The sequence below is a fragment of the Xanthobacter sp. DMC12 genome, assembly GCF_056314105.1.
In genome coordinates, this window is the sequence record NZ_JBQUYZ010000002.1 from 19,949 (window position 1) to 40,671 (window position 20,723).

Consider the following 20,723-nt stretch of genomic DNA (forward strand, 5'->3'; position numbering starts at 1 on the left):
GCTGCGGGGTCGCTCAGCGCCGGCGGCGCTGGCGGTGCTCTTCCAGCTTCACCCGCACGCCGTCGAGGGCGCGGAGCGTCCCTTCCAGCCGGCGGGCGATGGCGCGGCGGAACTTGGCCGTGGCCTCCGGATAGCGCTCCAGCACCCGCGTGAACACCTCCTGCGGCAGGCGGATCACCACCGTCTCCTCGGCGGCGACGGCGGTGGCCGGGCGCGGCGTGGCGATGATGAGCGCCGTCTCGCCCACAAGGGCCCCGGCCGTCACGCCCTTCAAAAGGCGCGGCGCGGGGGTGCGCGCGTCGAGCAGATTGAGCCGGCCGGAGACCACCACGAAGGCGCCGTCGGAGATCTCGTTGGCGCGGAACAGCACGTCGCCCTCGGCGAGCCGCACCTCCTCGGCGCCCGAGGCGAGCATGCGCACGGCGCCGTCGCTGAGCAGATCGAAGGTGGCGACCCCCCGGAGCAGCGCGATGTCCCTGTCGATGCTCACGGACGACGTTTCCTCAAGTGGCTGTGCATGATGGTGAGGCCCGGCCGTCAGGGCACGAGCTTGTAGCCCCCGGCCTGGGTCGCAAGAAGGGTGGGATTGGAAGGATCGGGCTCGATCTTCTGGCGCAGGCGGTAGATGTGGGTTTCCAGAGTATGCGTGGTGACGCCGGAATTATAGCCCCACACTTCCTGCAGCAGCGTCTCGCGCGGCACCGGATTCTTACCTGCCCGGTAGAGATAGCGCAGGATGGCCGTCTCCTTCTCGGTGAGGCGGATCTTGGAGCCGCGCTCGGTGAGGAGGAGCTTCGCCCCCGGCCGGAACGAATAGGGGCCGATGGCGAACACCGCGTCCTCGCTCGCCTCGTGCGAGCGCATCTGGGCGCGCAGGCGGGCGAGCAGCACCGCGAAGCGGAACGGCTTCACGATATAATCGTTGGCGCCAGCCTCCAGCCCCATGATGGTGTCGCTGTCGGTGTCGTGGCCGGTCAGCATCAGGATGGGGGCCTTGAAGCCGTTGCGGCGCATCTGGCGCACGGCGTCGCGCCCGTCCATGTCGGGCAGGCCCACGTCCATGATGACGAGGTCGATGGCCCCGTTCTTCGCCTGCTCGACGGCGCCGCCGGCGGTGTCCGCGCCCACGGGCTCGAATTCGTCCTGGAGCGCGAGCTGCTCGATCAGCGCATCGCGCAGCTCCGGGTCGTCCTCGACCACCAGGATTTTCCACGCATTGGGCATCAATTCCTCCTGCGCCCTTGCGGGCGCGCGAATCGCGCCAGTAGAGCATGGACATGGCTTGGCGCAAATTTCCATCCCGGGATGGCTGTGGAGAGGTATCAAACTAAGTCATGACACCGCTACATCCTGTGGGAATCTCCCGCGTCCGCGTCAGCCGCCGTCCCGGCACCCGCCACCAGGGGATTTTGCGCGTCGGCGGGCTGTCGCTCCCCGTGGCGCTGGGGCGCTCCGGCGTCGGTGCCGACAAGCGCGAGGGCGACGGGCGCACCCCCGCCGGCCGCTGGCGCATCCTCGCTCTCCTCTACCGGCCCGACCACGGCCCGCGCCCGGTCTCGCGCCTTCCCGCCCGCCCCATCCGCCCCTCCGACGGCTGGTGCGACGACCGGGCGGACCGGCGCTACAACCGCCCCGTCACGCTGCCCCTCGGCGGGGCACGGAAGGTGTCCCACGAGAAGATGTGGCGGGACGATGCGCTCTACGATCTGGTTCTGGTGATCGACCACAACCAGCGCCCGCGCGTCGCCGGGCGCGGCTCGGCGGTGTTCGTGCATCTCGCCCGGCCGGGCTTCACGGCGACGGAGGGCTGCGTCGCGCTCCGCCGGGCGGACATGAAGCGCCTGCTGGCGCGGCTCAGGCCGGGGGCGGTCATCGACATCGTGTAGGGGGATGGCGCGGGCCTTCGGTCCGCCCGTCATTTCGTCGCCCCGGACGCGGTGCTATAGAGCCGTTCCAATCAGCGGCGGGCGCTCCCGCGCCCGATCCAACGCACGGGGCATCATGACCGCGCACACTTCGCCCGATGCGGCGCGCCACCCGCGGGTGGGCCTGTTCTGCACCTGCCTCGTGGACACCATCCGCCCCTCGGTGGGCTTCGCCGCCGCCAAGCTGCTGGAGGATGCCGGCTGCGAGGTGGACGTGCCACCGCAAACCTGCTGCGGCCAGCCTGCCTTCAATTCCGGCGACCGCGCCACCACCCGCGCGCTGGCGGAACAGATGATCGCGGCGTTCGAGACCTTCGATTACGTCGTCGCCCCCTCCGGCTCCTGCGCCGGGATGATCAAGACCCACTATCCCGAGCTGTTCACCGGCGAGCCGGACTGGGCCGGGCGGGTGGAGCGCTTCTGCGCCAAGGTGTTCGAGCTGACATCCTTCCTCGTGGACGTGCGCGGCGTCACCTCCGTCGAAGCCGCCTATGACGGCACCGCCACCTATCACGACAGCTGCTCGGGCCTGCGCGAACTCGGCGTGAAGACGCAGCCGCGCCTCCTGCTCTCCTCGGTGGAGGGGCTGGCGCTGACGGAGATGAAGGACGCCGACACCTGCTGCGGCTTCGGCGGCACCTTTTGCGTGAAATATCCCGACGTCTCCAACGCCATCGTGGAGAAGAAGTCCGCCAACATCGCCGCCACCGGCGCGGATACGCTGCTCGCGGGCGATCTCGGCTGCCTCATGAACATGGCCGGCAAGCTCCAGCGCGAGGGCCGCCCGGTGCGGGCGCTCCATGTGGCCGAAGTGCTCGCCGGCATGGGCGATGAACCGGCCATCGGCGAACCTGCTGAGAAGGGGGCGAAGCGATGAGCGTCGAGATCACCACCCCCCGCTTCAAGGACAATGCGAAGAAGGCGCTGGCGGACCTGCCGCTGCAGGGCGCGCTCTCCAAGGTCGGTCCCGGCTTCATCGGCAAGCGGGCGGCGGCGGCGGAGAAGCTGCCGGAGTTCGACGCGCTGCGCGACTCGGCTCGCGACATCAAGAACCACACGCTGGCCCACCTCGACCTTTATCTCGAGCGCTTCGAGGCCAAGGCGAAGGAAGCCGGTGGCCATGTGCATTTCGCCGTGGATGCGGCGGACGCGCGGGCCATCGTCACGGATATCTGCAAGCGCCTCGGCGCCAAGACCGTGACCAAGGGCAAGAGCATGATCTCGGAAGAGATCGGCCTCAACGACCATTTGGCCGCCGCCGGCATCCAGCCGGTGGAGACGGATCTCGGCGAATATCTCATCCAGATCCGCGGCGAGGCGCCGTCCCACATCATCGCCCCGGCCATCCACCTCAACAAGGATCAGGTGGAGGAAGACTTCCGCCGCGTCCACGCCCATCTGCCGCCGGAGCGCGACCTCTCCGAGCCCACCTCGCTGCTGGCCGAGGCGCGGGGCGAACTGCGCCAGAAGTTCCTGGCGGCGGACGTGGGCATCACCGGCGCGAACTTTCTGGTGGCGGAGACGGGCACCTCCATCATCGTCACCAACGAGGGCAACGGCGACCTCACCCAGACCCTGCCGAAGGCGCACATCGTGCTCGCCTCGCTGGAAAAGCTGGTGCCGACGCTGGAGGACGTGAGCCAGATCCTGCGCGTGCTGGCCCGCTCGGCCACCGGGCAGGACATGAGCGTCTACACCACCTTCTCCACCGGCCCCCGCCGCCCCGGCGATCCGGACGGGCCGGGCGAGTATCACGTGGTGATCCTCGACAACGGCCGCTCTGCCATGCTGGGCGGGCAATTGCGCGAGGTGCTGCGCTGCATCCGCTGCGGCGCCTGCATGAACCATTGCCCGGTCTATCACGCGGTGGGCGGGCATGCGTACGGCTGGGTCTATCCCGGCCCCATCGGCTCGGTGCTCACCCCGGCGCTGATCGGCGTGGAGAAGGGGCGCAACCTGCCCAATGCCTCCACCTTCTGCGGCCGCTGCGAGGAGGTGTGCCCCATGCGCATCCCCCTGCCCAAGCTGATGCGGCACTGGCGGGAGAAGGAATTCGAGCGCCACCTGACCCCGGCGACCCAGCGCTTCGGTCTCGGCGTGTGGGGCTTCTTCGCCCGGCGCGGCTGGCTTTACCGGCCGGCGACGCGGCTTGCCATGGGCGCGCTCTCGCTGTTCGGGCGGACCAAGGGACGCTTCGCCTCCCTGCCGCTGGCCGGCGGGTGGACCCAGCACCGCGATTTCCCGGCGCCGCAGGGCGACACCTTCCAGGCGCAATGGCGCGCCCGGCAAGCCGAGCGGCGCGCGGCGCAGACGCAGGGAGCCGGCCGATGACATCTTCCCGCGACACCGTTTTCGCCTCCATCCGGGCGTCCCTCGGCGTCACCTCGCAGGAGGCGCCGCGCCGACAGGCGGTGGCGGACCGCCTCGCCTCGCATCCAAGAGGTGTCATTCCCGCGCGAGGGCAATTGCCCCCTGCGGAGCGCCTCGCCCTGTTCCGCGACATGGTGATCGCCGCCGCCGCGACCATCGATCACCTGCCCTCCACGGCCGAGGTGCCGGAGGCCATCGCCGCCTATCTGAGGTCCCGCAACCTGCCCATGACCATCCTGCGCGGCGCCGACGCGCGCCTCGCGGCCCTGCCGTGGGAGCGCACGCCGGCCCTCGACGTGTGGATCGGCCCGTCGGACGGGCGCCAGCTCGCCGGCCTCTCCCACGCCTTCGCCGGCGTCGCCGAATCAGGCTCGCTGGCGATGCTCTCCGGCCCGGAGAACCCTTCCACCCTCAACCTGCTCCCCGACCACCATCTGGTGGTGGTGAACGCAACGGATGTGGCGGGGGACTACGAGAGCGTGTGGGACCGCATCCGCGCCCGCTATGGTGAAGGCGTGCTGCCGCGCACGGTGAACTGGATCACCGGCCCGTCGCGCTCCGCCGACATCGAGCAGACCTTGCTGCTGGGCGCTCACGGGCCCCGAAGCCTGCACGTGCTGCTGGTGGGCGGCACCCAGCCTGACGCAGGGGCATGACCCTTCCGTCCCCTGATGCAGGCGCGACACGGGATCGGAAAAAACGTCGCGCCCGGTTCCGCTTATGCGCCGGATAAGCAATCCGGTATTGCCCGTCCGGCGTTTTGACGGCAGTAGATCGGTCACTTTTCAGAAACGGTGAGACAATGAAAGTTGGCTTGCGCTTCGTCCGGGCCCTGTTCGCAGCGCTCGTCGTCCTCTGCGTCGCCCAGCCGGCGCTTGCCCAGCAGAACCGCGGCCACGTCTACCTTCTGAGGGGACTCGCGAACGTCTTCTCGCTGGGCATGGACGACCTGGCCGCCAAGCTGAACGCCCGCGGCATTCCGGCGACGGTGCATGAGTACGGCCAGTGGGCCTCCCTCGCGGACGCCGCATCCGCCGACAGCCGCGCCCACGGCAATTCCCCCATCATCATCGTCGGCCATTCGCTGGGTGCCGATGCGGCGGTGGAGATGGCCGAGCGCCTGACCGCGCTGGGCACCCCGGCCAAGCTGATCGTGACCTTCGATCCGGTGGGCGTGACCCAGGTTGGCGCCGCCTCGGGCTATTTCGTCAACTACTACCAGTCCAACAACGGCTACGGGAAGCGGCTGACGGCCGGCCCGGGCTTCCGCGGCAACATCGTCAACCGCAACCTGAACGCCATCGGCGGCATCGACCACTTCAACATCGAGAAGTCGCCGCGCCTCCATGACGAGGTCATCACCCAGGTGCGGTCCATCACCACGCCGCGGCCGAAGCCCAAGCCCAAGCCGGTGGACCCGGCGGCGCCCTCCGTGACGCCGGCCGCGCCGAGCACCTCCCCCGGCACCCAGGCCGCGGCCAAGCCCGGCGCGCCGGGCTGAGGGACGGCTTTTCGGACGAGAAATCAGCGGCGGGCTTCGGCCCGCCGTTTTCGTTTGGGGCGCCCCTCCCCTTCAGCGCCGTCATCGCCCGCCTCGTGCGGGCGATCCACGGAGGGTCTGAAGCGGTGCCTCACGTCTCAGATGGGACCGGCGGGCCGGGGGAGGACGGCTCCAAGAGCTGGGAGGGTGGACCAGATCCGCCGCCGACCTATCCCCAAAACGCCCTGATCCCCGCCGCCACTGCCATGGCGACGACCACGGCAAGGAGGTCGCTGCGGGTCAGGCGGGTGACCACGAGGGCGGCGGCGAGGCCGCCCAGCATGCCCATGTCGCCCTTTACCGCGCCCTGAACGGCGCCGGGCACCAGCAGCGCCACCAGCACCGCGCCGGGCAGGCAGTCGAGCACCCGCCGCACGCGCGGCGTAACGGGCACCAGCCGCATGAGCCAGAAGCCACCGGCGCGGTTGAAGGCGGTGGCGGCCGCCATCACCAGGATGGCGGTGAGGGTGCCGGCATCAACGGTCATCGTCGGTGAATCCGCCTGCGAGCGCGCCCGCGACGGCGCCGATCACGATGAACCACCAGCCCGGCAGCACGAACGACACGGCGGTGGAAACCGCCGCCGCCACGCCCCAGCCCACCGCCTCGCGCCTGCCCTTCCAGTTGGGGAGCAGCATGGCGATGAAGAAGGCGGGCACCACGAGGTCGATGCCCACCGCCTTCGGATCGGGAATGCCGCCGCCCACCAGATGGCCGGCGGCGGTGGCCAGCACCCACACCACCCAGGTGATGAGGCCCGAGCCGACGAAATAGCCCACGTCGCTGCCGCCCTCGGCGCGATAGCGCAGCGCGGCGGCCCAGTTGTTGTCGGCCATCATCATCAGCGCCGGATAGGACTTCCACGCCGGCAGGGTGCCGAGCCAGGGCCGCAACGAGGCGCCCATCAGCACGTGGCGCATGTTCACCGTGAGGGTGAGAAAACCCAGCGCCAGCAGGGAGCCGGCGGTCCAGTGCTGGGTCCAGCCTTCCAGCGCCACCATCTGGGCAAGGCCCGCGAACACCAGCGCCGAGGAGAGCGTCGCCTCCAGCAGGGTGAAGCTCTTCTGGATGGAGGCGGCGCCGAAGGCCATGCCGAAGGCGGCGATGCCCGGCATCAGCGGCAGCATGGCGCGCGCGCCCTCCGCCATGCCGGCGAGGGTCAGGGGGACGGGAGGGGGCTTCGTCATCTGGAGCGGGGCAATCAACAGTCACGTCGCGGGAATACCGTCCTTATGGACGCCCCCGCCGGAAAGGCCAACCCGATTTCCCCTTTTTGGTCCGCCGTCCCCTCAGCCTGTCGGCTCCGGCTCGAACAGGCGGGAGAGGCCTTCGTCCCAGGGCGGGATGCCGCCGTGGCCCTGGCCGTAGAGGGCGGCGAGGTGATCGATGAAGACGCGCACCTTCTGCGGCAGGAAGCGGCGGGAGGGATAGACCGCGAACAGGCCCACCCGGTGGGAGGCGCGCCAGCGCGGCAGCACCACCTTCAACGTGCCGGAGCGCAGTTCCGGCCCCACGTCCCAGGTGGAGCGCAGCGCGATGCCCACCGAGGCGAGCACTGCCTCGCGCACCACCTCGTTGGAATTGGTGCGCAGCTGGGAATGCACGCGCAGCGTCACCGGGCCGTCCGGCCCCTCCAGCTTCCACGGGTCCTGCCCGTGGGTGGCGAGGAGGATGTGCGAGGCGAGTTCGGAAATGTGCTTGGGCTCGCCGGCGCGGGCGAGATACTCCGGCGTCGCGCACAGCACCCGGTGGACCGGGGCGAGGCGGCGGGCGACGAGGCTGGAATCGTCGAGGTCGGCGATGCGCACCGCCACGTCGAAGCCCTCGCCCACGATGTCCACGAACGAATCCGACAGTTCGAGGTCGATGGTGAGGTCCGGGTTCGCCTCCATCAGCGGCAGGAGGTTCGGCGCGATGTGCAGCCGGCCGAAGGAGGTGGGCGCCGACACCCGCAGCAGCCCGCGGGCCTCGGTGGACTTGCGGGCGAGCTGGCTTTCCGCCTCCTCGATGGAGGCGAGGATGGTGACGACGCGTTCGTAGAAGCCCTGCCCCGCCTCGGTGAGGGCCACCTTGCGGGTGGTGCGCTGGAACAGCCGGGCACCGAGCCGCTCCTCCAGCCGCTGCACGCGCTTCGACACGACCGGCGGGGACAGCCCCATCTCCCGCCCGGCGGCGGAGAGGCTGCCGGCGGTGACGATGCGCGCGAAGATTTCAAGGTCGCCCAGATTGCCGATCATCGATCGACGCTCCTCCTGGCCGGGGAATCGCACCGGCCGATTGTTTTCTCTTCAGCCGCCGACTTTATCCGTCAGGGAAAGAATGGGCGACGTTTTTTCCCTAATGAACCGATTATAGTTCCTCCAACAAGAACGGCTCAAAGGGACGCCGACATGACGGGAACCACTCCGGGCCTCAGGCTGCCGGAAGCGGATGCTCGGGTGCTCGCCCGACGGGAGGAGATCATCGCCGCGCTCCGGGCCATCGTGCCCGGCGAGGGCGTCATTTCCCATGAACGGGAGATGCGGCCTTACGAATCCGACGCGGTCACCGCCTATCGCCAATTGCCCCTCGTGGTGGTGCTGCCGTCGACCACCGAGCAAGTCGCTGCGGTCCTTAAATACTGTTACGAGAACGAGATCCGCGTGGTGCCGCGCGGCTCGGGCACCTCGCTCTCGGGCGGCTCGCTGCCGCTTCAGGATGCCGTGCTGCTCGGCATGGGCAAGTTCAACCGCATCCTGGACATCGACACGGCCAACCGCGCCGCCGTCGTGCAGCCGGGGGTCACCAACCTCGGCATCTCCAAGGCGGTGGACCACCTCGGCTTCTATTACGCCCCCGACCCGTCCTCGCAGATCGCCTGCTCCATCGGCGGCAATGTGGGCGAGAATTCCGGCGGCGTGCACTGCCTGAAATACGGCCTCACCACCAACAACGTGCTGGGCGTCGAGATGGTGCTCATCACCGGCGAGATCGTGCGCCTCGGCGGCAAGCACCTCGATGCCGGCGGGCTCGATCTTCTCTCCGTCATCATCGGCTCGGAAGGGCTGCTGGGGGTGGTGACGGAAGTCACCGTGCGTCTCCTCAAGAAGCCCGACACCGCCCGCGCGGTCCTCGTGGGCTTTCCCACCTCCGAGGATGCGGGCGAGTGCGTGGCGCGGATCATCGGAGGCGGCATCATCCCGGCCGCCATCGAGATGATGGACCGCGACGCCATCGCCGCCGCCGAGGCCTTCGTGAACGTGGGCTATCCGCTGGATGTGGAAGCCCTGCTCATCGTCGAGCTGGACGGGCCGGAGGCCGAGTGCGCCCACCTTCTGGAAGAGGTGACGCGCATCGCCGAGGCCTGCAATTCGGTCACCCTGCGCGTCTCCACCAGCGAGGCCGAGCGCCTCGGCTTCTGGGCCGGACGCAAGGCCGCCTTCCCGGCGGTGGGGCGCCTCTCGCCCGATTATCTGTGCATGGACGGCACCATTCCCCGCCGCCAGCTGCCCTATGTGCTCTCGCGCATGCGCGAACTCTCCGCGCAATACGATCTGCGCGTCGCCAACGTGTTCCATGCGGGCGACGGCAATCTCCACCCTCTCATCCTCTATGACGCGAACGCGCCGGGTCAGCTCCACGCGGCGGAAAGCTTCGGCGCCGACATCCTGCGGCTGTGCGTGGAGGTGGGCGGCGTGCTCACCGGCGAGCATGGCGTGGGCGTCGAGAAGCGCGACCTCATGCCCACCATGTTCAACGAGGTCGATCTCGCCCAGCAGCTGCGGCTGAAGTGCGCCTTCGACGACAAGAGCCTGCTCAACCCCGGCAAGGTGTTCCCGACCCTGCACCGCTGCGCCGAAATGGGCCGCATGCATGTGTCGGGCGGCGCGCTGCCCTTCCCGGACCTGCCGCGCTTCTGAGCGCGCGCCTCCCCCTATCCGAGGCCCAGAACATGAGCGACATCATCGCAGCGCGCGACGAGCAGGAGGTCGCGGAGGCGGTCCGCACCGCCCTCGGCGCCGGCAAGACGCTGGAGGTGCGCGGCCACGGCTCGCAGCAGGCCCTTGGCCGGCCGAGCCAGACCGACCTCACCCTCGACCTTTCCGCTTTGTCCGGCGTCACCCTCTACGAGCCGGAGGAGCTGGTGCTCTCCGCCCGCGCCGGCACGCCCCGCGCGGACATCGAGGAGATGGTGGCGGCGCGGGGGCAGATGCTCGCCTTCGAGCCCATGGACACCGGCCCCCTGCTCGGCGGCACGGCGGGGCGGGGGACCATCGGCGGCATGTTCGCGGTGAATTTCGCCGGCCCCCGCCGCATCAGCCACGGCGCGGTGCGCGACCACGCCCTCGGCCTCAAGGGCGTGTCGGGACGCGGCGAGCCGTTCAAGTCCGGTGGGCGGGTGGTGAAGAACGTCACCGGCTACGATCTGCCCCGCCTGATGGCCGGCGCCTTCGGCACGCTTTGCGTGGCCACCGAGATCACCCTGAAGGTGCTGCCGCGCCCGCCCATGGAGGAGACGGTGATCGCCCGCGTCGCGTCTCCCGGCGAGGCGGCGGCGGCGCTGTCGGCGGCCATGGGCTCCTCCTGCGAGGTGTCCGGGGCCGCCTTCCTGCCCGAAGGCGTGGCGGGACGTCTGCCGGGCCTCAATGGCTCGCCGGCGCTGGTCGCCCTGCGCATGGAGGGCGTCGCGCCCTCCGTCTCAGCGCGACGCGCCATGCTCTTGAAGGTGCTCGCCGGCATCGGCCGGGCCGAGGTGCTGGAAACCGAGACCTCCCGCCCCCTGTGGCAGGCGGTGCGCGACGTGATCCCCTTCGCGGGCTCGGGCGAGCGGGCGGTGTGGCGCCTCTCCACCCAGCCCAAGGCGGGGCCGGAGCTGGCGGCGAAACTGGCCGCCGACCTCGGCGGCGAGGCCTATTGCGACTGGGCCGGCGGCCTCATCTGGCTCTGCCTGCCGGGCGAAGCCTCCCACGCCGATCAGGTGCGCGCGGCCCTTGCCCCGCACGGCGGCCACGCCACCCTCATCCGCGCCAGCGCGGCCGAGCGCGCCCGCACGGCGGTGTTCCAGCCCCTCGACGGGGCGCTGGCGGCACTGACCAAAAGGGTGAAGGAGAGCTTCGACCCCGGCCTGGTGCTCAACCCCGGCCGCATGCACGCGGGGATGTGAGATGGCCCGCACCCCCGCCCCCTCGTTTCTCCGTCACGGCTGAGCGCCCATGCAGACCCATTTCTCCCTCGCCCAGCTCGCCGATCCGCATGTGGAGGCGGCCAATTCCATCCTGCGCAAGTGCGTGCATTGCGGCTTCTGCACCGCCACCTGCCCGACCTACGTCCTGCTGGGAGACGAGCTGGATAGCCCGCGCGGGCGCATCTACCTCATCAAGGACATGCTGGAGAACGACCGGCCGGCGACGCAGGAGGAGGTGAAGCACATCGACCGCTGCCTCTCCTGCCTCTCCTGCATGTCCACCTGCCCCTCGGGCGTGAACTACATGCACCTCGTGGACACCGCCCGCGTCCATATCGAGAAAACCTATTCCCGCCCCGCCCCCGACCGGATGATCCGCGAAGTGCTGGCGAAGGTGCTGCCCTATCCCGACCGCTTCCGCCTCGCCCTCATGGGGGCGCTTGCCGGCAAGCCGTTCGCCGGGCTGTTCGCCAAGGTGCCGGCGCTGAAGCCGCTCGCCGCCATGCTGCGCCTCGCCCCCGGCCTGCCCCATGGCCGCGCGGCGGACGACAAGGGCGGCGTCCATCCCGCCCAAGGCACCCGCCGGGCGCGGGTGGCGCTGCTCAAGGGCTGCGCCCAGCCGGTGCTGAACCCCGGCATCGACGAAGCCGCCATCCGCCTCCTCACCCGGCAGGGCGTGGACGTGGTGCGGGTGAAGGGGGAGGGCTGCTGCGGCGCGCTGGTCCATCACATGGGCCGGGAGGAGGAGGCGCTCGCCTTCGCCCGCAACAATGTGGACGTGTGGATCCGGGAGATGGAGACCGAGGGGCTCGACGCCATCCTCGTCACCACCTCCGGCTGCGGCACGCCCATCAAGGACTATGGCTACATGCTGCGCCTTGACCCCGCCTATGCGGAGAAGGCGGCGCGGGTTTCGGCCATCACCCGCGACATCAGCGAGTTCCTGCCCACCCTGGACCTGCCCAAGGCGGAGACGCCGCGCGGGATGCGCGTCGCCTATCATTCCGCCTGCTCGCTCCAGCACGGACAGAAGGTGAAGACGCCACCCATGGACCTCCTGCGCCGCGTCGGCTTCGAGGTGGTGGAGCCGTTCGACCCGCACCTGTGCTGCGGTTCGGCCGGCACCTACAACATGCTCCAGAGCGACATTGCCGGGCAGCTCAGGGACCGCAAGGTGGCGACGCTGGAGGCGCTGGCGCCAGACGTGATCGCCGCCGGCAATATCGGCTGCATGACGCAGATCGGCTCCGGCACCGGCATTCCCATCGTTCACACGGTGGAGCTGCTGGACTGGGCGACCGGCGGTCCCGCCCCCGCCGCTTTGGCGGGACGGGCGAAAGCGGCCTGAGGATTGTTGCCAAAACGGCAAAGACCCATGTGCGATGCGGTCAATAGACCTTCGTCGCATGCGACGTTTCGCACCGAAACGCATTGAGCTAAGGGAACGGGGCGGCTTACGCTGCGCCGCAGCACGCCCGCACCCATGAGCCCCTGATGCCCCGTCCTTTCGACCTCACCCTCTATCTCGTCACCGACCCGCGCCTCGTTGCCGAGCGCGGTCTGCTGGCGACCGTCGAGGCAGCGGTGAAGGGCGGCGCCACCATCGTGCAACTCCGCGATCCTGACGCCCATGGCCGCGCCCTCGTGGAGCAGGCCCGCGCGCTGAAGGCGCTGCTGGCTCCGCTCGGCATCCCGCTCATCATCAACGACCGGGTGGATGTGGCGGTGGCGGCGGATGCGGACGGCGTGCATCTGGGCCAGGACGACATGACCCCCGCCGACGCCCGCGCCCTTCTGGGGCCGGACCGCATCCTCGGCCTCTCCGTGGGCAATCCGGCGGAGTTCGCCGCGTCCGACATCGGCGTCGTGGATTATCTCGGCGTCGGCCCGGTGAAGGCCACCGGCACCAAGAAAGATGCCGGCGCCGCCATCGGCGCCTCCGGCGTCACGGCGGTGCGGGCGCTGACGCGCCTGCCCATCGTCGGCATCGGCGGCATCGACGGCACGCTCGCCGCCGAGGTCATCCGCGCCGGGGCGGACGGGGTGGCGGTGGTCTCCGCCATCTGCGCCGCCCCCGATCCCGAACTTGCTGCGCGCGCGCTTCTTTCGGCCGTCACGGCCGCGCGCTGACGCATTCCATCCCGCTTCGGGGCTGCCACGGCCCCGGGACGGTTCCCGCCTGCGGCGACGCCACGCGCTTCAGGCTTCACACGAGGAGACCCGACATCATGTCGTCCCCTGCCCTGAAGACTGCCCCGGCCGCGGGTATCGAGATCACCGGCGCGCTCGGCCCCCGCTTCGACGAAATCCTGACCCCCGAGGCGCTGGCCTTCGTCGCCGACCTGCACCGCGCCTTCAACCCCACCCGCAAGGCCCTGCTGGCCCGCCGCGCCGAGCGGCAGGTGAAGTTCGACGCCGGCGAGCTGCCCGACTTCCTGCCCGAAACCAAGGCTGTCCGTGACGGCGACTGGACCATCGCGGACCTGCCCGCCGACCTCCTCGACCGCCGCGTCGAGATCACCGGGCCGGTGGACCGCAAGATGATCGTCAACGCGCTGAACTCCGGCGCCAAGGTGTTCATGGCGGACTTCGAGGATGCCTCCTCCCCGGTGTGGGAGAACATGATCGAGGGCCAGATCAACCTGAAGGACCGCTGGGCCGGCGCCATCGACTTCGTCGACGCCAACAACGGCAAGTCCTACAAGCTCGGCGCCAATCCCGCCGTGCTCATCATCCGCCCGCGCGGCTGGCATCTGCCGGAAGCCCATGTGCTGGTGGACGGCGAGGAAGTCTCCGGATCGCTGTTCGACTTCGGCCTCTACGTCTTCCACAACGCCAAGGCGGCGCTGGCGCAGGGCTCCGGCCCCTATTTCTACCTGCCGAAGACCGAGAGCCATCTCGAGGCCCGGCTGTGGAACGAGGTGTTCGTCGCCGCCCAGAAGGCGCTCGGCCTGCCGGTGGGCACCATCAAGGCCACCGTCCTCATCGAGACGCTGCCCGCGGTGTTCGAGATGGACGAGATCCTGTTCGAGATGAAGGACCACATCGCCGGCCTCAACCTCGGCCGCTGGGACTACATCTTCTCCTTCATCAAGCGCCTCGGGAAGAACGACCGCTTCCTCACCCCGGACCGCAGCCGCATGGTGATGAGCGAGGCCTTCCTGAAGGCCTACGGCATCCTCCTCGTGCGCACCTGCCACCGCCGCAACGCGTTCGCCATGGGCGGCATGGCCGCGCAGATCCCCGTGAAGGGCGATGCGGACGCCAATGCCGCGGCCTTCGCCAAGGTGAAGGCGGACAAGGAGCGCGAGGCCAATTCCGGCTGCGACGGCACCTGGGTGGCCCATCCGGACCTCGTGCCGGTGGCCATGGAGGTGTTCAACCGCCTGATGCCCGCCGCCAACCAGCGCGACGCCAAGCCGAGCGACGTGCCGGTGAGCCGCGACGACCTGCTCGAAGTGCATCAGGGCACCCGCTCGGAAGCCGGCCTGCGCGAGAACATCCGCGTCGGCGTGCAGTACATCGAGGCGTGGCTGCGCGGCCGCGGCGCGGTGCCGCTCTACAACCTCATGGAAGATGCGGCCACCGCCGAGATCAGCCGTGCGCAGGTGTGGCAGTGGATCCACCTCGGCGCGACGCTGGACGACGGCCGCACGGTGACGCCGGAACTGTTCCGCGCCCTGCTGGACGACGAGATGGCCAACCTGCGTTCGGTGCTCGGCCCGGAGGTCTATGATTCCGGCCGCTTCCCCGAGGCCATCAAGCTGTTCTCCGACATGACGCTGGCCGACAGCTTCGAGGAATTCCTCACGCTGCCCGCCTACCGCCTGATCGCGTGATCGGCTGAGGGTTAGCCGGGCACCCAGGACGCTCCGGCAACCCTCAACCACCGTCGTGCCCGGCCTTGTGCCGGAAGTCGGCTGTTGCCGACTTCCGCTCCCGAGAACGGAACCCGCGAACACGCGGGTTCCGGGCATCCACGTCGGGCCGACAAGAGGATGTCCGAAGACCTATACCCGTCCATTCCACGTGGATGGCCGGGACGAGCCCGGCCATGACGGCGGCTATTCGGCCGCGGAATAACGTACAGCCGGACGAGCGGCGGGGGGTGGATCCCCCGGACGAGCCGGGGGATGACAGCAAATACAATTGGTCCTCCCCTCCGCGCGCCGGTGTCGCAGGCCATCGCAGCGCAACGACGCGCAAGCCGCCGCACCGTGCCTTCCCGCGCAAAACCCGTCCCGCATCGCAGCAACGATTCCTGCCACGCGGGAAACGGCAGGGCTTGCGCCGGAAGTCCACATGATTAAACAATCCCCCCATTGACTTGCGTGCGGGGAAACAACCGCGGCGTTCCCTAAGCTTCCTCTGAAGCTTAGGGGCGAAGCCACCCGCTTATGTTTCCCTTGGCACGGAGCTGACCCATGGCGGAATCCGCCTCTATTCCCCCCATTCTCCACATCGTCACGCCGCTCGCGCATGTGAGCCCGTTCGACGTGAACATGGCGGCCGACGCCGGCTATCTCACCATCGCGCAATATTCGCGGGTGAAGCTGGAGGAAGTCCGCGACCTGACGCAGGACATGATGTTCTCGCGTGCCCCGCAGGCGGCGCCGCGCACCGGCCTGTTCATCGGTGGCAAGGATGCGGCGCTGGCCTTTGACATGGCGAATGAGGCGAAGGCCTCCATCTTCCCGCCCTTCGAGATTTCCATCTTCCCCGATCCGGCCGGCTCCTTCACCACCGCCGCCGCCATGATCGCCAAGGTGGAGCAGGCGCTGGTGAAGGTCCGTCCCGATGGCCTCAAGGGCGCGAAGGTGCAGATCTACGGCGCCACCGGCGTGGTCGGCTCGGTGGCGGCGGTGATCGCCGCCAATGCCGGGGCCGATGTGACCCTCGTCAGCCATCGCGAGGTCGCGGCGGTGGAAGAGAAGGCGCGGGACATCAAGACCCGCTTCGGCCTCGACGTCTCCTGCACCGCCGCCGTCACCGATGCGGACAAGGCGGCGCTGGTGCCTTCCGCCGAGGTCATCCTCGCCACCGGCAAGGCGGGCGTGCAGATCCTCAACGAGGCCCACCTTCAGGCCGCGAAGAACCTCATCGTGGCGGCGGACGTGAACGCCGTGCCCCCCGCCGGCATCGCCGGCATCGGCGCCCACGATGCGGCGGCCCAGCTGCCCCACGGCATCGGCATCGGCGCGCTCGCCATCGGCAATCTCAAGTATGCGGTCCAGCACACCCTGCTCAAGCGCATGTGCGAGACCACGACCCCGCTCTTCATCGACCTTCCGGTGGTGTTCGAGCTGGCGAGAACCCTGGACGCCTGAGCCATGCGCACGATCCTTTCTTCTCCCCGCCGGCTCCGCGCCTGCTGCGCGGGGACCGCCGCCGTTTGCCCCGCGCGAGAGGTGCGGCCATGACTTCGTCCCAGAGCACCACATCGCAAGCCCTCACCGCTGACCCCGCCCCCCTTCCCGGCGGCATCAGCCTCGCCCATCAGGTCGCGCCCCTCGTGGAGGCGCTGGTGGCCGACGCCACGCAGCTGCGGCTCGCCGTCTCCACCGGTCCGCTCGGCTGCCGCATCGTCGATGCCGGCATTTCCGTGCCCGGCTCGCTGGAGGCCGGACGGCGCATCGCCGAGATCTGCCTCGGCGGCCTCGGCAAGGTGGCCCTCGTGCCCGGCGGGCGCTTCTCGCCCTTCGACACGCTGGTGAGCGTCACCACCACCGATCCTGTCACCGCGTGCCTTGCCAGCCAGTATGCCGGCTGGAGCCTCTCCCACGGGGACTTCTTCGCCCTCGGCTCCGGCCCCGGCCGGGCCATGGCGGCGGTGGAGCCGCTGTTCGCGGAACTCGGCTGCCGCGACCATGGCGATCACGTCGCCCTGGTGCTGGAGACCGGCGTAACTCCGCCCGCCGAGGTGGTGCAGGAAGTGGCGAGCCGCTGCGGCGTGGCGCCCACGGCCGTCACCTTCATCCTCACCCCCACCTCGTCGCTCGCCGGCACGGTGCAGATCGTTGCCCGCGTGCTGGAGGTGGCGCTCCACAAGGCGCACGCGCTCCACTTCCCGCTGGAGCACATCGTCGACGGCATCGGCTCCGCCCCCGTGGCGCCGCCCTCGCCGGATTTCCTCACCGCCATGGGGCGCACCAACGATGCGGTGCTCTATGGCGGCGACGTGCAGCTCTTCGTGCGCGGATCGTCCGAGGCCGCGCAGGACCTCGCCAAGCGCCTGCCGTCGCTGGCCTCCCGCGATTATGGCCGGCCCTTCGCCGAGATCTTCGCGGGCTATGACTGCGACTTCTACAAGGTGGACCCGCTGCTGTTCTCGCCGGCCCGCGTCACCGTGACGGCCATGGAGCAGGGCACGAGCTTCACCGCCGGCGGCTTCGACGCCAACCTCATCGCCCGCTCCTTCGGGGTGTGAGGTGGCCGGCTTCGTGATCTTTGCCGAGCGGGTGGACTGGCACACCCGCTCGCTGGTGGCTGCCCTGAAGGCGCGGGGGGTGAAGCCCCGCATCGTCTCCCTGCGCGCCTGCGGCTTCGCCGTGGGCGAGACGGCACACGGCCTGCTGCTGCCCGGCTTCGGCGACGATCTGCCGGACGCCTGCTTCGTGCGCTCGGTGCCCGCCGGCACGCTGGAGCAGGTCACCCATCGGCTCGGCGTCCTGCACGCGCTGACCACGCTGGGGGTCCGGGTGATGAACGATGCCCGCGCCATCGAGCGCTGCGTGGACAAGAGCGCCACCACCTTCCTCCTCGCCCATGCCGGCCTGCCGACCCCGCGCACCCTTGTCCTGGAAGACGCCGCCACCGCCCGCATGCTGGTCGATTCCGCACCCGGCGACAGCGTGCTGAAGCCCCTCTTCGGCGCGCAGGGTCGCGGGCTGGAGCGCATTCGGCCCAAGGGCGCGCTGCCGGAGGCGGAGGCGGTGGGCGGGGTCTATTATCTGCAGGATTTCGTGGCCGCCCCGGCGCAGGGCGGACCGGACGCGATTCACGAGGATTTCCGCGTGTTCGTGGTGGGCGGCCGGGCAGAGGCGGCCATGGCACGCCGCGCCAAGGGCTGGATCACCAACATCCACCAGGGCGCCACCGGCGCCGAGGTGGCGGCCGAGGGGCTTCTGGCGGATTATGCGGTGCGCGCCGCGGCCGCCGTGGGCGCGACCTATGCCGGGGTCGATCTCATCCGCGACGCCGAGGGGCGGCTGAAGGTGCTGGAGGTGAATTCCATGCCGGCCTGGCACGGCCTGTTCGACGCCACCGGCCGCAACATGGCCGAGCCGCTGGCCGCCTGCCTCGTGGGCGAGCGGGTGAGCGCCTGAGCGGCGCCGGAGATCCTCATGCGCGTTCTGGTGCTGGAATATGTGACCGCGGGCGGGATGCGGCGCGAGACGCTGCCGCCGAGCCTCGCCGCCGAGGCCGCGCTGATCCGCGACGCCATGCTGGCCGACCTCGCCGCGCTGCCCGCCCCGCCGGAGATCCTCACCACCTGCGACGAGCGCCTGCCCCTCGCGGGTGCGATCCCCGTCGGGCTCGACACCAGCGCCTGGGTGCTGTGGCGCCAGCTGGCGGACGAGGCGGATTTGATCTGGCCGGTGGCGCCGGAGACCGGCCGCATCCTCGCCGATCTGGTGCGCATGCTGGCGGCCAGCGGCAAGCCGGTGCTCGCCTCCACCCCCGAGGCCATCCTCATCGCCACCAGCAAGCGGGAAACCGCCCGCCGCCTGGCATTGGCTGGCGTGCCGCACATCCCGACCTATCCTCTGGCCGACGCGCCCGAGATTCCCGGCCCGCGCATCACCAAGCCCGACGACGGCGCCGGCTGCGACGCCACCTTCCTCTGGCCCGCCGACGTACCCGCTGCGCCGGACGAGACGGCGGGCGTCATGATCCAGCCTTATGTGGCGGGGGAGGCGGCGAGCCTCACCCTTCTCGTGGTGGCGGGCGAGGCGCGCCTCCTCACCGTGAACCGCCAGCATATCGTGGTCCAGAATGGCCGCCTCGCCCTCTCCGGCCTCACCGTAGGCGCGCACGCAGACGACGGCCGGCTGGCCGAACTGGCCCGGCAGGTGGTCGCCGCCTGCCCCGGTCTCGACGGCTTCATCGGCATCGACCTTCTCCTGACCGAGGCGGGGCCGGTGGTGGTGGAGATCAACCCCCGCCTGACCACCGCCTATGCCGGCCTCGGGCGCGCGCTGGGCTGCAACCCCGCCACCCTACTCCCCGCCTTCGCCGCGACGGGGGGAGCAGAGGCGGTGCCTCCGACGGCCGTGGAGCTCGCCCTCGCATGAGCGACCTCCTCATCGGCTGGGACGTGGGCGGCGCCCACCTCAAGCGGGCGGTTCTGGAACCGGATGGCACGCTGGTATCCATCCACCTCGCGCCCTGCGCCCTGTGGCAGGGGCTCGACCGGCTGCGGACGGCGATGGCGGCCATGCCCCCCGTCTCCGGTCACTCCGTCGTGACCATGACGGGCGAACTCGTCGACCTGTGGCCTGACAGGGCAACCGGCGTCATCGATATCGCTACCGAATTGGGGGTGCTACTGGGGCCTGACACCCGCATTTATGCGGGCCGGGGCGGGTTTGTCAGTCTGTCCGAAGCCCATCTGAATACCGCTGACATCGCGTCCGCCAACTGGCACGCCACGGCCGCCGCGCTGGCGGCCATCGCGGGCGACGGCATCCTCGCCGACATCGGATCGACCACCACGGACCTCATTCCTTTTGCCGGCTCGCAACTTTGCTTTCGCGGCTATTCGGATGCTGCACGGCTGGAATCGGGGGAGTTGGTCTATAGCGGTGCGGCCCGCACGCCGGTCATGGCGCTGGCGCCGGCCCTGCCGTTTCGCGGGCGTCTGGTGCCGCTCATGGCGGAGTATTTCGCCACCACGGCCGACGTGCATCGGCTGACTGGCGAGCTGCCGGATGGAGCCGATCTCCACCCCGCGGCCGATGGCGGCGAAAAGACCTGCGAAGCCAGTGCGCGCAGGCTTTTGCGCATGGTGGGACGGGATCTGGGACCCGCGACGATGGAGGAGGCGAAGGCCCTGGCGGCGGCCGCCGCGGAGGTGCAGATGCACCGTCTCCACATGGCCTTTGCGCAAATCGTATCCGCCGGCGGCGTCGCCCCGGACGCGCCGTTGATCGGTGCAGGGGTGGGCCGATTTCTGGTGGGGCGGCTGGCCCAGAGGGTCGGGCGCCCCTACCGCCATTCCGGCCTGCTGCTGGCAGGCGACACACGCCTGGCGGGGCTTGCCGCCGACTGCGCCCCGGCCCTGGCCGTGGCGCGCCTCGCATTCAATTAGCCGGCTATCTCGTCACTTGCTGCCGTCAGGCTTGAACTGGGCGAGGAAGGCGATGAGATCGGCGCGCTCCTGCTCGTTCTTGACCCCCGCGAACGCCATTTTCCCCTTCGGCGCCAGATGCTTGGGATTCTCGATATAGTCGTTCAGGGTGGCGTCGTCCCACACCTTTCCGGCGGCGGCGCCGTCCTTGATGTCCTGGGAATAGGCATAGCCCTCGAAATGCGCCCACTTGGCGCCGACGATGCCGTTCAGCGGGGGCCCCACCTTCACCTTGGCATCCGGGCCAATGGCATGGCAGGCCATGCATTTCTTGAAAACTGTCTCGCCCTTGGCCACGTCCGGATCGGCGTAGGCCGAGCCCGTGGCGGCGGCGAGCAGGACGGCGGAAACGAACAGCGCGCGCATCAGGCGTTC

General features: G+C 69.9%; 21 protein-coding genes. 15 read left to right on the plus strand and 6 right to left on the minus strand.

The annotated features are described in order from the left end of the window. Positions 1 to 13 precede the first annotated feature (13 nt). Both ACT535_RS08285 and ACT535_RS08290 read right to left on the minus strand, forming a co-directional pair. Entirely contained in the window at positions 14 to 490 is a 477-nt protein-coding gene (locus ACT535_RS08285) for a cyclic nucleotide-binding domain-containing protein (protein WP_168458726.1), read from the minus strand. Between the two features lie 47 nt (positions 491 to 537). Next, a complete protein-coding gene (locus ACT535_RS08290) occupies positions 538 to 1,224 on the minus strand; it encodes a response regulator transcription factor (RefSeq protein ID WP_024281375.1) in 687 nt (228 codons plus the stop codon). A 110-nt stretch (positions 1,225 to 1,334) separates the two neighbouring features. Here ACT535_RS08290 and ACT535_RS08295 point away from each other — a divergent pair, with 110 nt between their 5' ends. The 5 genes from ACT535_RS08295 (at position 1,335) to ACT535_RS08315 (ending at position 5,796) form a co-directional block, all read left to right on the plus strand. Continuing rightward, positions 1,335 to 1,886 carry a L,D-transpeptidase family protein gene (locus ACT535_RS08295; RefSeq protein ID WP_476364027.1) on the plus strand — a complete coding sequence of 184 codons (552 nt, stop codon included), beginning with the start codon at positions 1,335 to 1,337 and terminating at the stop codon, positions 1,884 to 1,886. 115 nt (positions 1,887 to 2,001) lie between these two features. Next, positions 2,002 to 2,802: a (Fe-S)-binding protein gene (locus ACT535_RS08300; RefSeq protein ID WP_476364028.1), complete on the plus strand. Its 801-nt coding sequence runs from the start codon at positions 2,002 to 2,004 to the stop codon at positions 2,800 to 2,802. After that, entirely contained in the window at positions 2,799 to 4,256 is a 1,458-nt protein-coding gene (locus ACT535_RS08305) for a LutB/LldF family L-lactate oxidation iron-sulfur protein (protein ID WP_476364029.1), read from the plus strand. The genes ACT535_RS08300 and ACT535_RS08305 overlap by 4 nt, the downstream gene beginning before the upstream one ends. Continuing rightward, positions 4,253 to 4,951, plus strand: coding sequence for a LutC/YkgG family protein (locus ACT535_RS08310; RefSeq protein ID WP_476364030.1), 699 nt, complete (start codon positions 4,253 to 4,255; stop codon positions 4,949 to 4,951). Before ACT535_RS08305 ends, ACT535_RS08310 begins: the two co-directional genes overlap by 4 nt. 146 nt (positions 4,952 to 5,097) lie before the next feature. Then, the gene (locus ACT535_RS08315) at positions 5,098 to 5,796 is read left to right on the plus strand and encodes an alpha/beta hydrolase family protein (RefSeq protein WP_168463771.1); all 699 of its coding nucleotides are present in this window, start codon (positions 5,098 to 5,100) and stop codon (positions 5,794 to 5,796) included. A 208-nt stretch (positions 5,797 to 6,004) separates the two neighbouring features. Here ACT535_RS08315 and ACT535_RS08320 read toward each other — a convergent pair whose 3' ends face one another. The 3 genes from ACT535_RS08320 to ACT535_RS08330 form a co-directional block, all read right to left on the minus strand. Next, positions 6,005 to 6,322, minus strand: a complete 318-nt coding sequence (locus ACT535_RS08320) for an AzlD family protein (RefSeq protein WP_029556370.1) — start codon at positions 6,320 to 6,322, stop codon at positions 6,005 to 6,007. Further along, positions 6,312 to 7,022, minus strand: coding sequence for an AzlC family ABC transporter permease (locus tag ACT535_RS08325; RefSeq protein WP_476364031.1), 711 nt, complete (start codon positions 7,020 to 7,022; stop codon positions 6,312 to 6,314). The genes ACT535_RS08320 and ACT535_RS08325 overlap by 11 nt, the downstream gene beginning before the upstream one ends. 102 nt (positions 7,023 to 7,124) lie before the next feature. After that, entirely contained in the window at positions 7,125 to 8,072 is a 948-nt protein-coding gene (locus tag ACT535_RS08330; RefSeq protein WP_476364032.1) for a LysR family transcriptional regulator, read from the minus strand. A 153-nt stretch (positions 8,073 to 8,225) separates the two neighbouring features. Between ACT535_RS08330 and ACT535_RS08335 the strand changes: the two genes are divergently transcribed. The 10 genes from ACT535_RS08335 (at position 8,226) to ACT535_RS08380 (ending at position 20,309) form a co-directional block, all read left to right on the plus strand. Next, positions 8,226 to 9,734 carry an FAD-linked oxidase C-terminal domain-containing protein gene (locus ACT535_RS08335; protein WP_476326269.1) on the plus strand — a complete coding sequence of 503 codons (1,509 nt, stop codon included), beginning with the start codon at positions 8,226 to 8,228 and terminating at the stop codon, positions 9,732 to 9,734. Positions 9,735 to 9,766: 32 nt separating this feature from the next. Further along, complete coding sequence (gene glcE, locus ACT535_RS08340) at positions 9,767 to 10,978, plus strand: glycolate oxidase subunit GlcE (protein WP_476364033.1); 1,212 nt, start codon at positions 9,767 to 9,769, stop codon at positions 10,976 to 10,978. A 49-nt stretch (positions 10,979 to 11,027) separates the two neighbouring features. Next, the gene (glcF, locus tag ACT535_RS08345) at positions 11,028 to 12,347 is read left to right on the plus strand and encodes a glycolate oxidase subunit GlcF (protein WP_476364034.1); all 1,320 of its coding nucleotides are present in this window, start codon (positions 11,028 to 11,030) and stop codon (positions 12,345 to 12,347) included. A gap of 146 nt (positions 12,348 to 12,493) precedes the next feature. Continuing rightward, positions 12,494 to 13,129 carry a thiamine phosphate synthase gene (gene thiE, locus ACT535_RS08350; RefSeq protein WP_476364035.1) on the plus strand — a complete coding sequence of 212 codons (636 nt, stop codon included), beginning with the start codon at positions 12,494 to 12,496 and terminating at the stop codon, positions 13,127 to 13,129. Positions 13,130 to 13,227: 98 nt separating this feature from the next. Next, positions 13,228 to 14,838 (plus strand): malate synthase A, encoded by a 1,611-nt coding sequence (gene aceB / locus ACT535_RS08355; RefSeq protein ID WP_476364036.1) that lies wholly within the window; start codon positions 13,228 to 13,230, stop codon positions 14,836 to 14,838. Positions 14,839 to 15,423: 585 nt separating this feature from the next. Continuing rightward, a complete protein-coding gene (locus tag ACT535_RS08360) occupies positions 15,424 to 16,326 on the plus strand; it encodes an NAD(P)-dependent methylenetetrahydromethanopterin dehydrogenase (protein ID WP_476364037.1) in 903 nt (300 codons plus the stop codon). Between the two features lie 89 nt (positions 16,327 to 16,415). Next, the gene (mch, locus tag ACT535_RS08365; RefSeq protein WP_476364038.1) at positions 16,416 to 17,426 is read left to right on the plus strand and encodes a methenyltetrahydromethanopterin cyclohydrolase; all 1,011 of its coding nucleotides are present in this window, start codon (positions 16,416 to 16,418) and stop codon (positions 17,424 to 17,426) included. Between the two features lies 1 nt (position 17,427). Continuing rightward, positions 17,428 to 18,324, plus strand: coding sequence for a RimK family alpha-L-glutamate ligase (locus ACT535_RS08370; RefSeq protein ID WP_476364039.1), 897 nt, complete (start codon positions 17,428 to 17,430; stop codon positions 18,322 to 18,324). A gap of 18 nt (positions 18,325 to 18,342) precedes the next feature. Then, positions 18,343 to 19,293 carry an ATP-grasp domain-containing protein gene (locus tag ACT535_RS08375; protein WP_476364040.1) on the plus strand — a complete coding sequence of 317 codons (951 nt, stop codon included), beginning with the start codon at positions 18,343 to 18,345 and terminating at the stop codon, positions 19,291 to 19,293. Further along, positions 19,290 to 20,309: a hydantoinase/oxoprolinase family protein gene (locus ACT535_RS08380; RefSeq protein ID WP_476364041.1), complete on the plus strand. Its 1,020-nt coding sequence runs from the start codon at positions 19,290 to 19,292 to the stop codon at positions 20,307 to 20,309. The genes ACT535_RS08375 and ACT535_RS08380 overlap by 4 nt, the downstream gene beginning before the upstream one ends. Before the next feature lie 12 nt (positions 20,310 to 20,321). Here ACT535_RS08380 and ACT535_RS08385 read toward each other — a convergent pair whose 3' ends face one another. Then, entirely contained in the window at positions 20,322 to 20,714 is a 393-nt protein-coding gene (locus ACT535_RS08385) for a c-type cytochrome (protein WP_476364042.1), read from the minus strand. Positions 20,715 to 20,723: the final 9 nt, after the last annotated feature.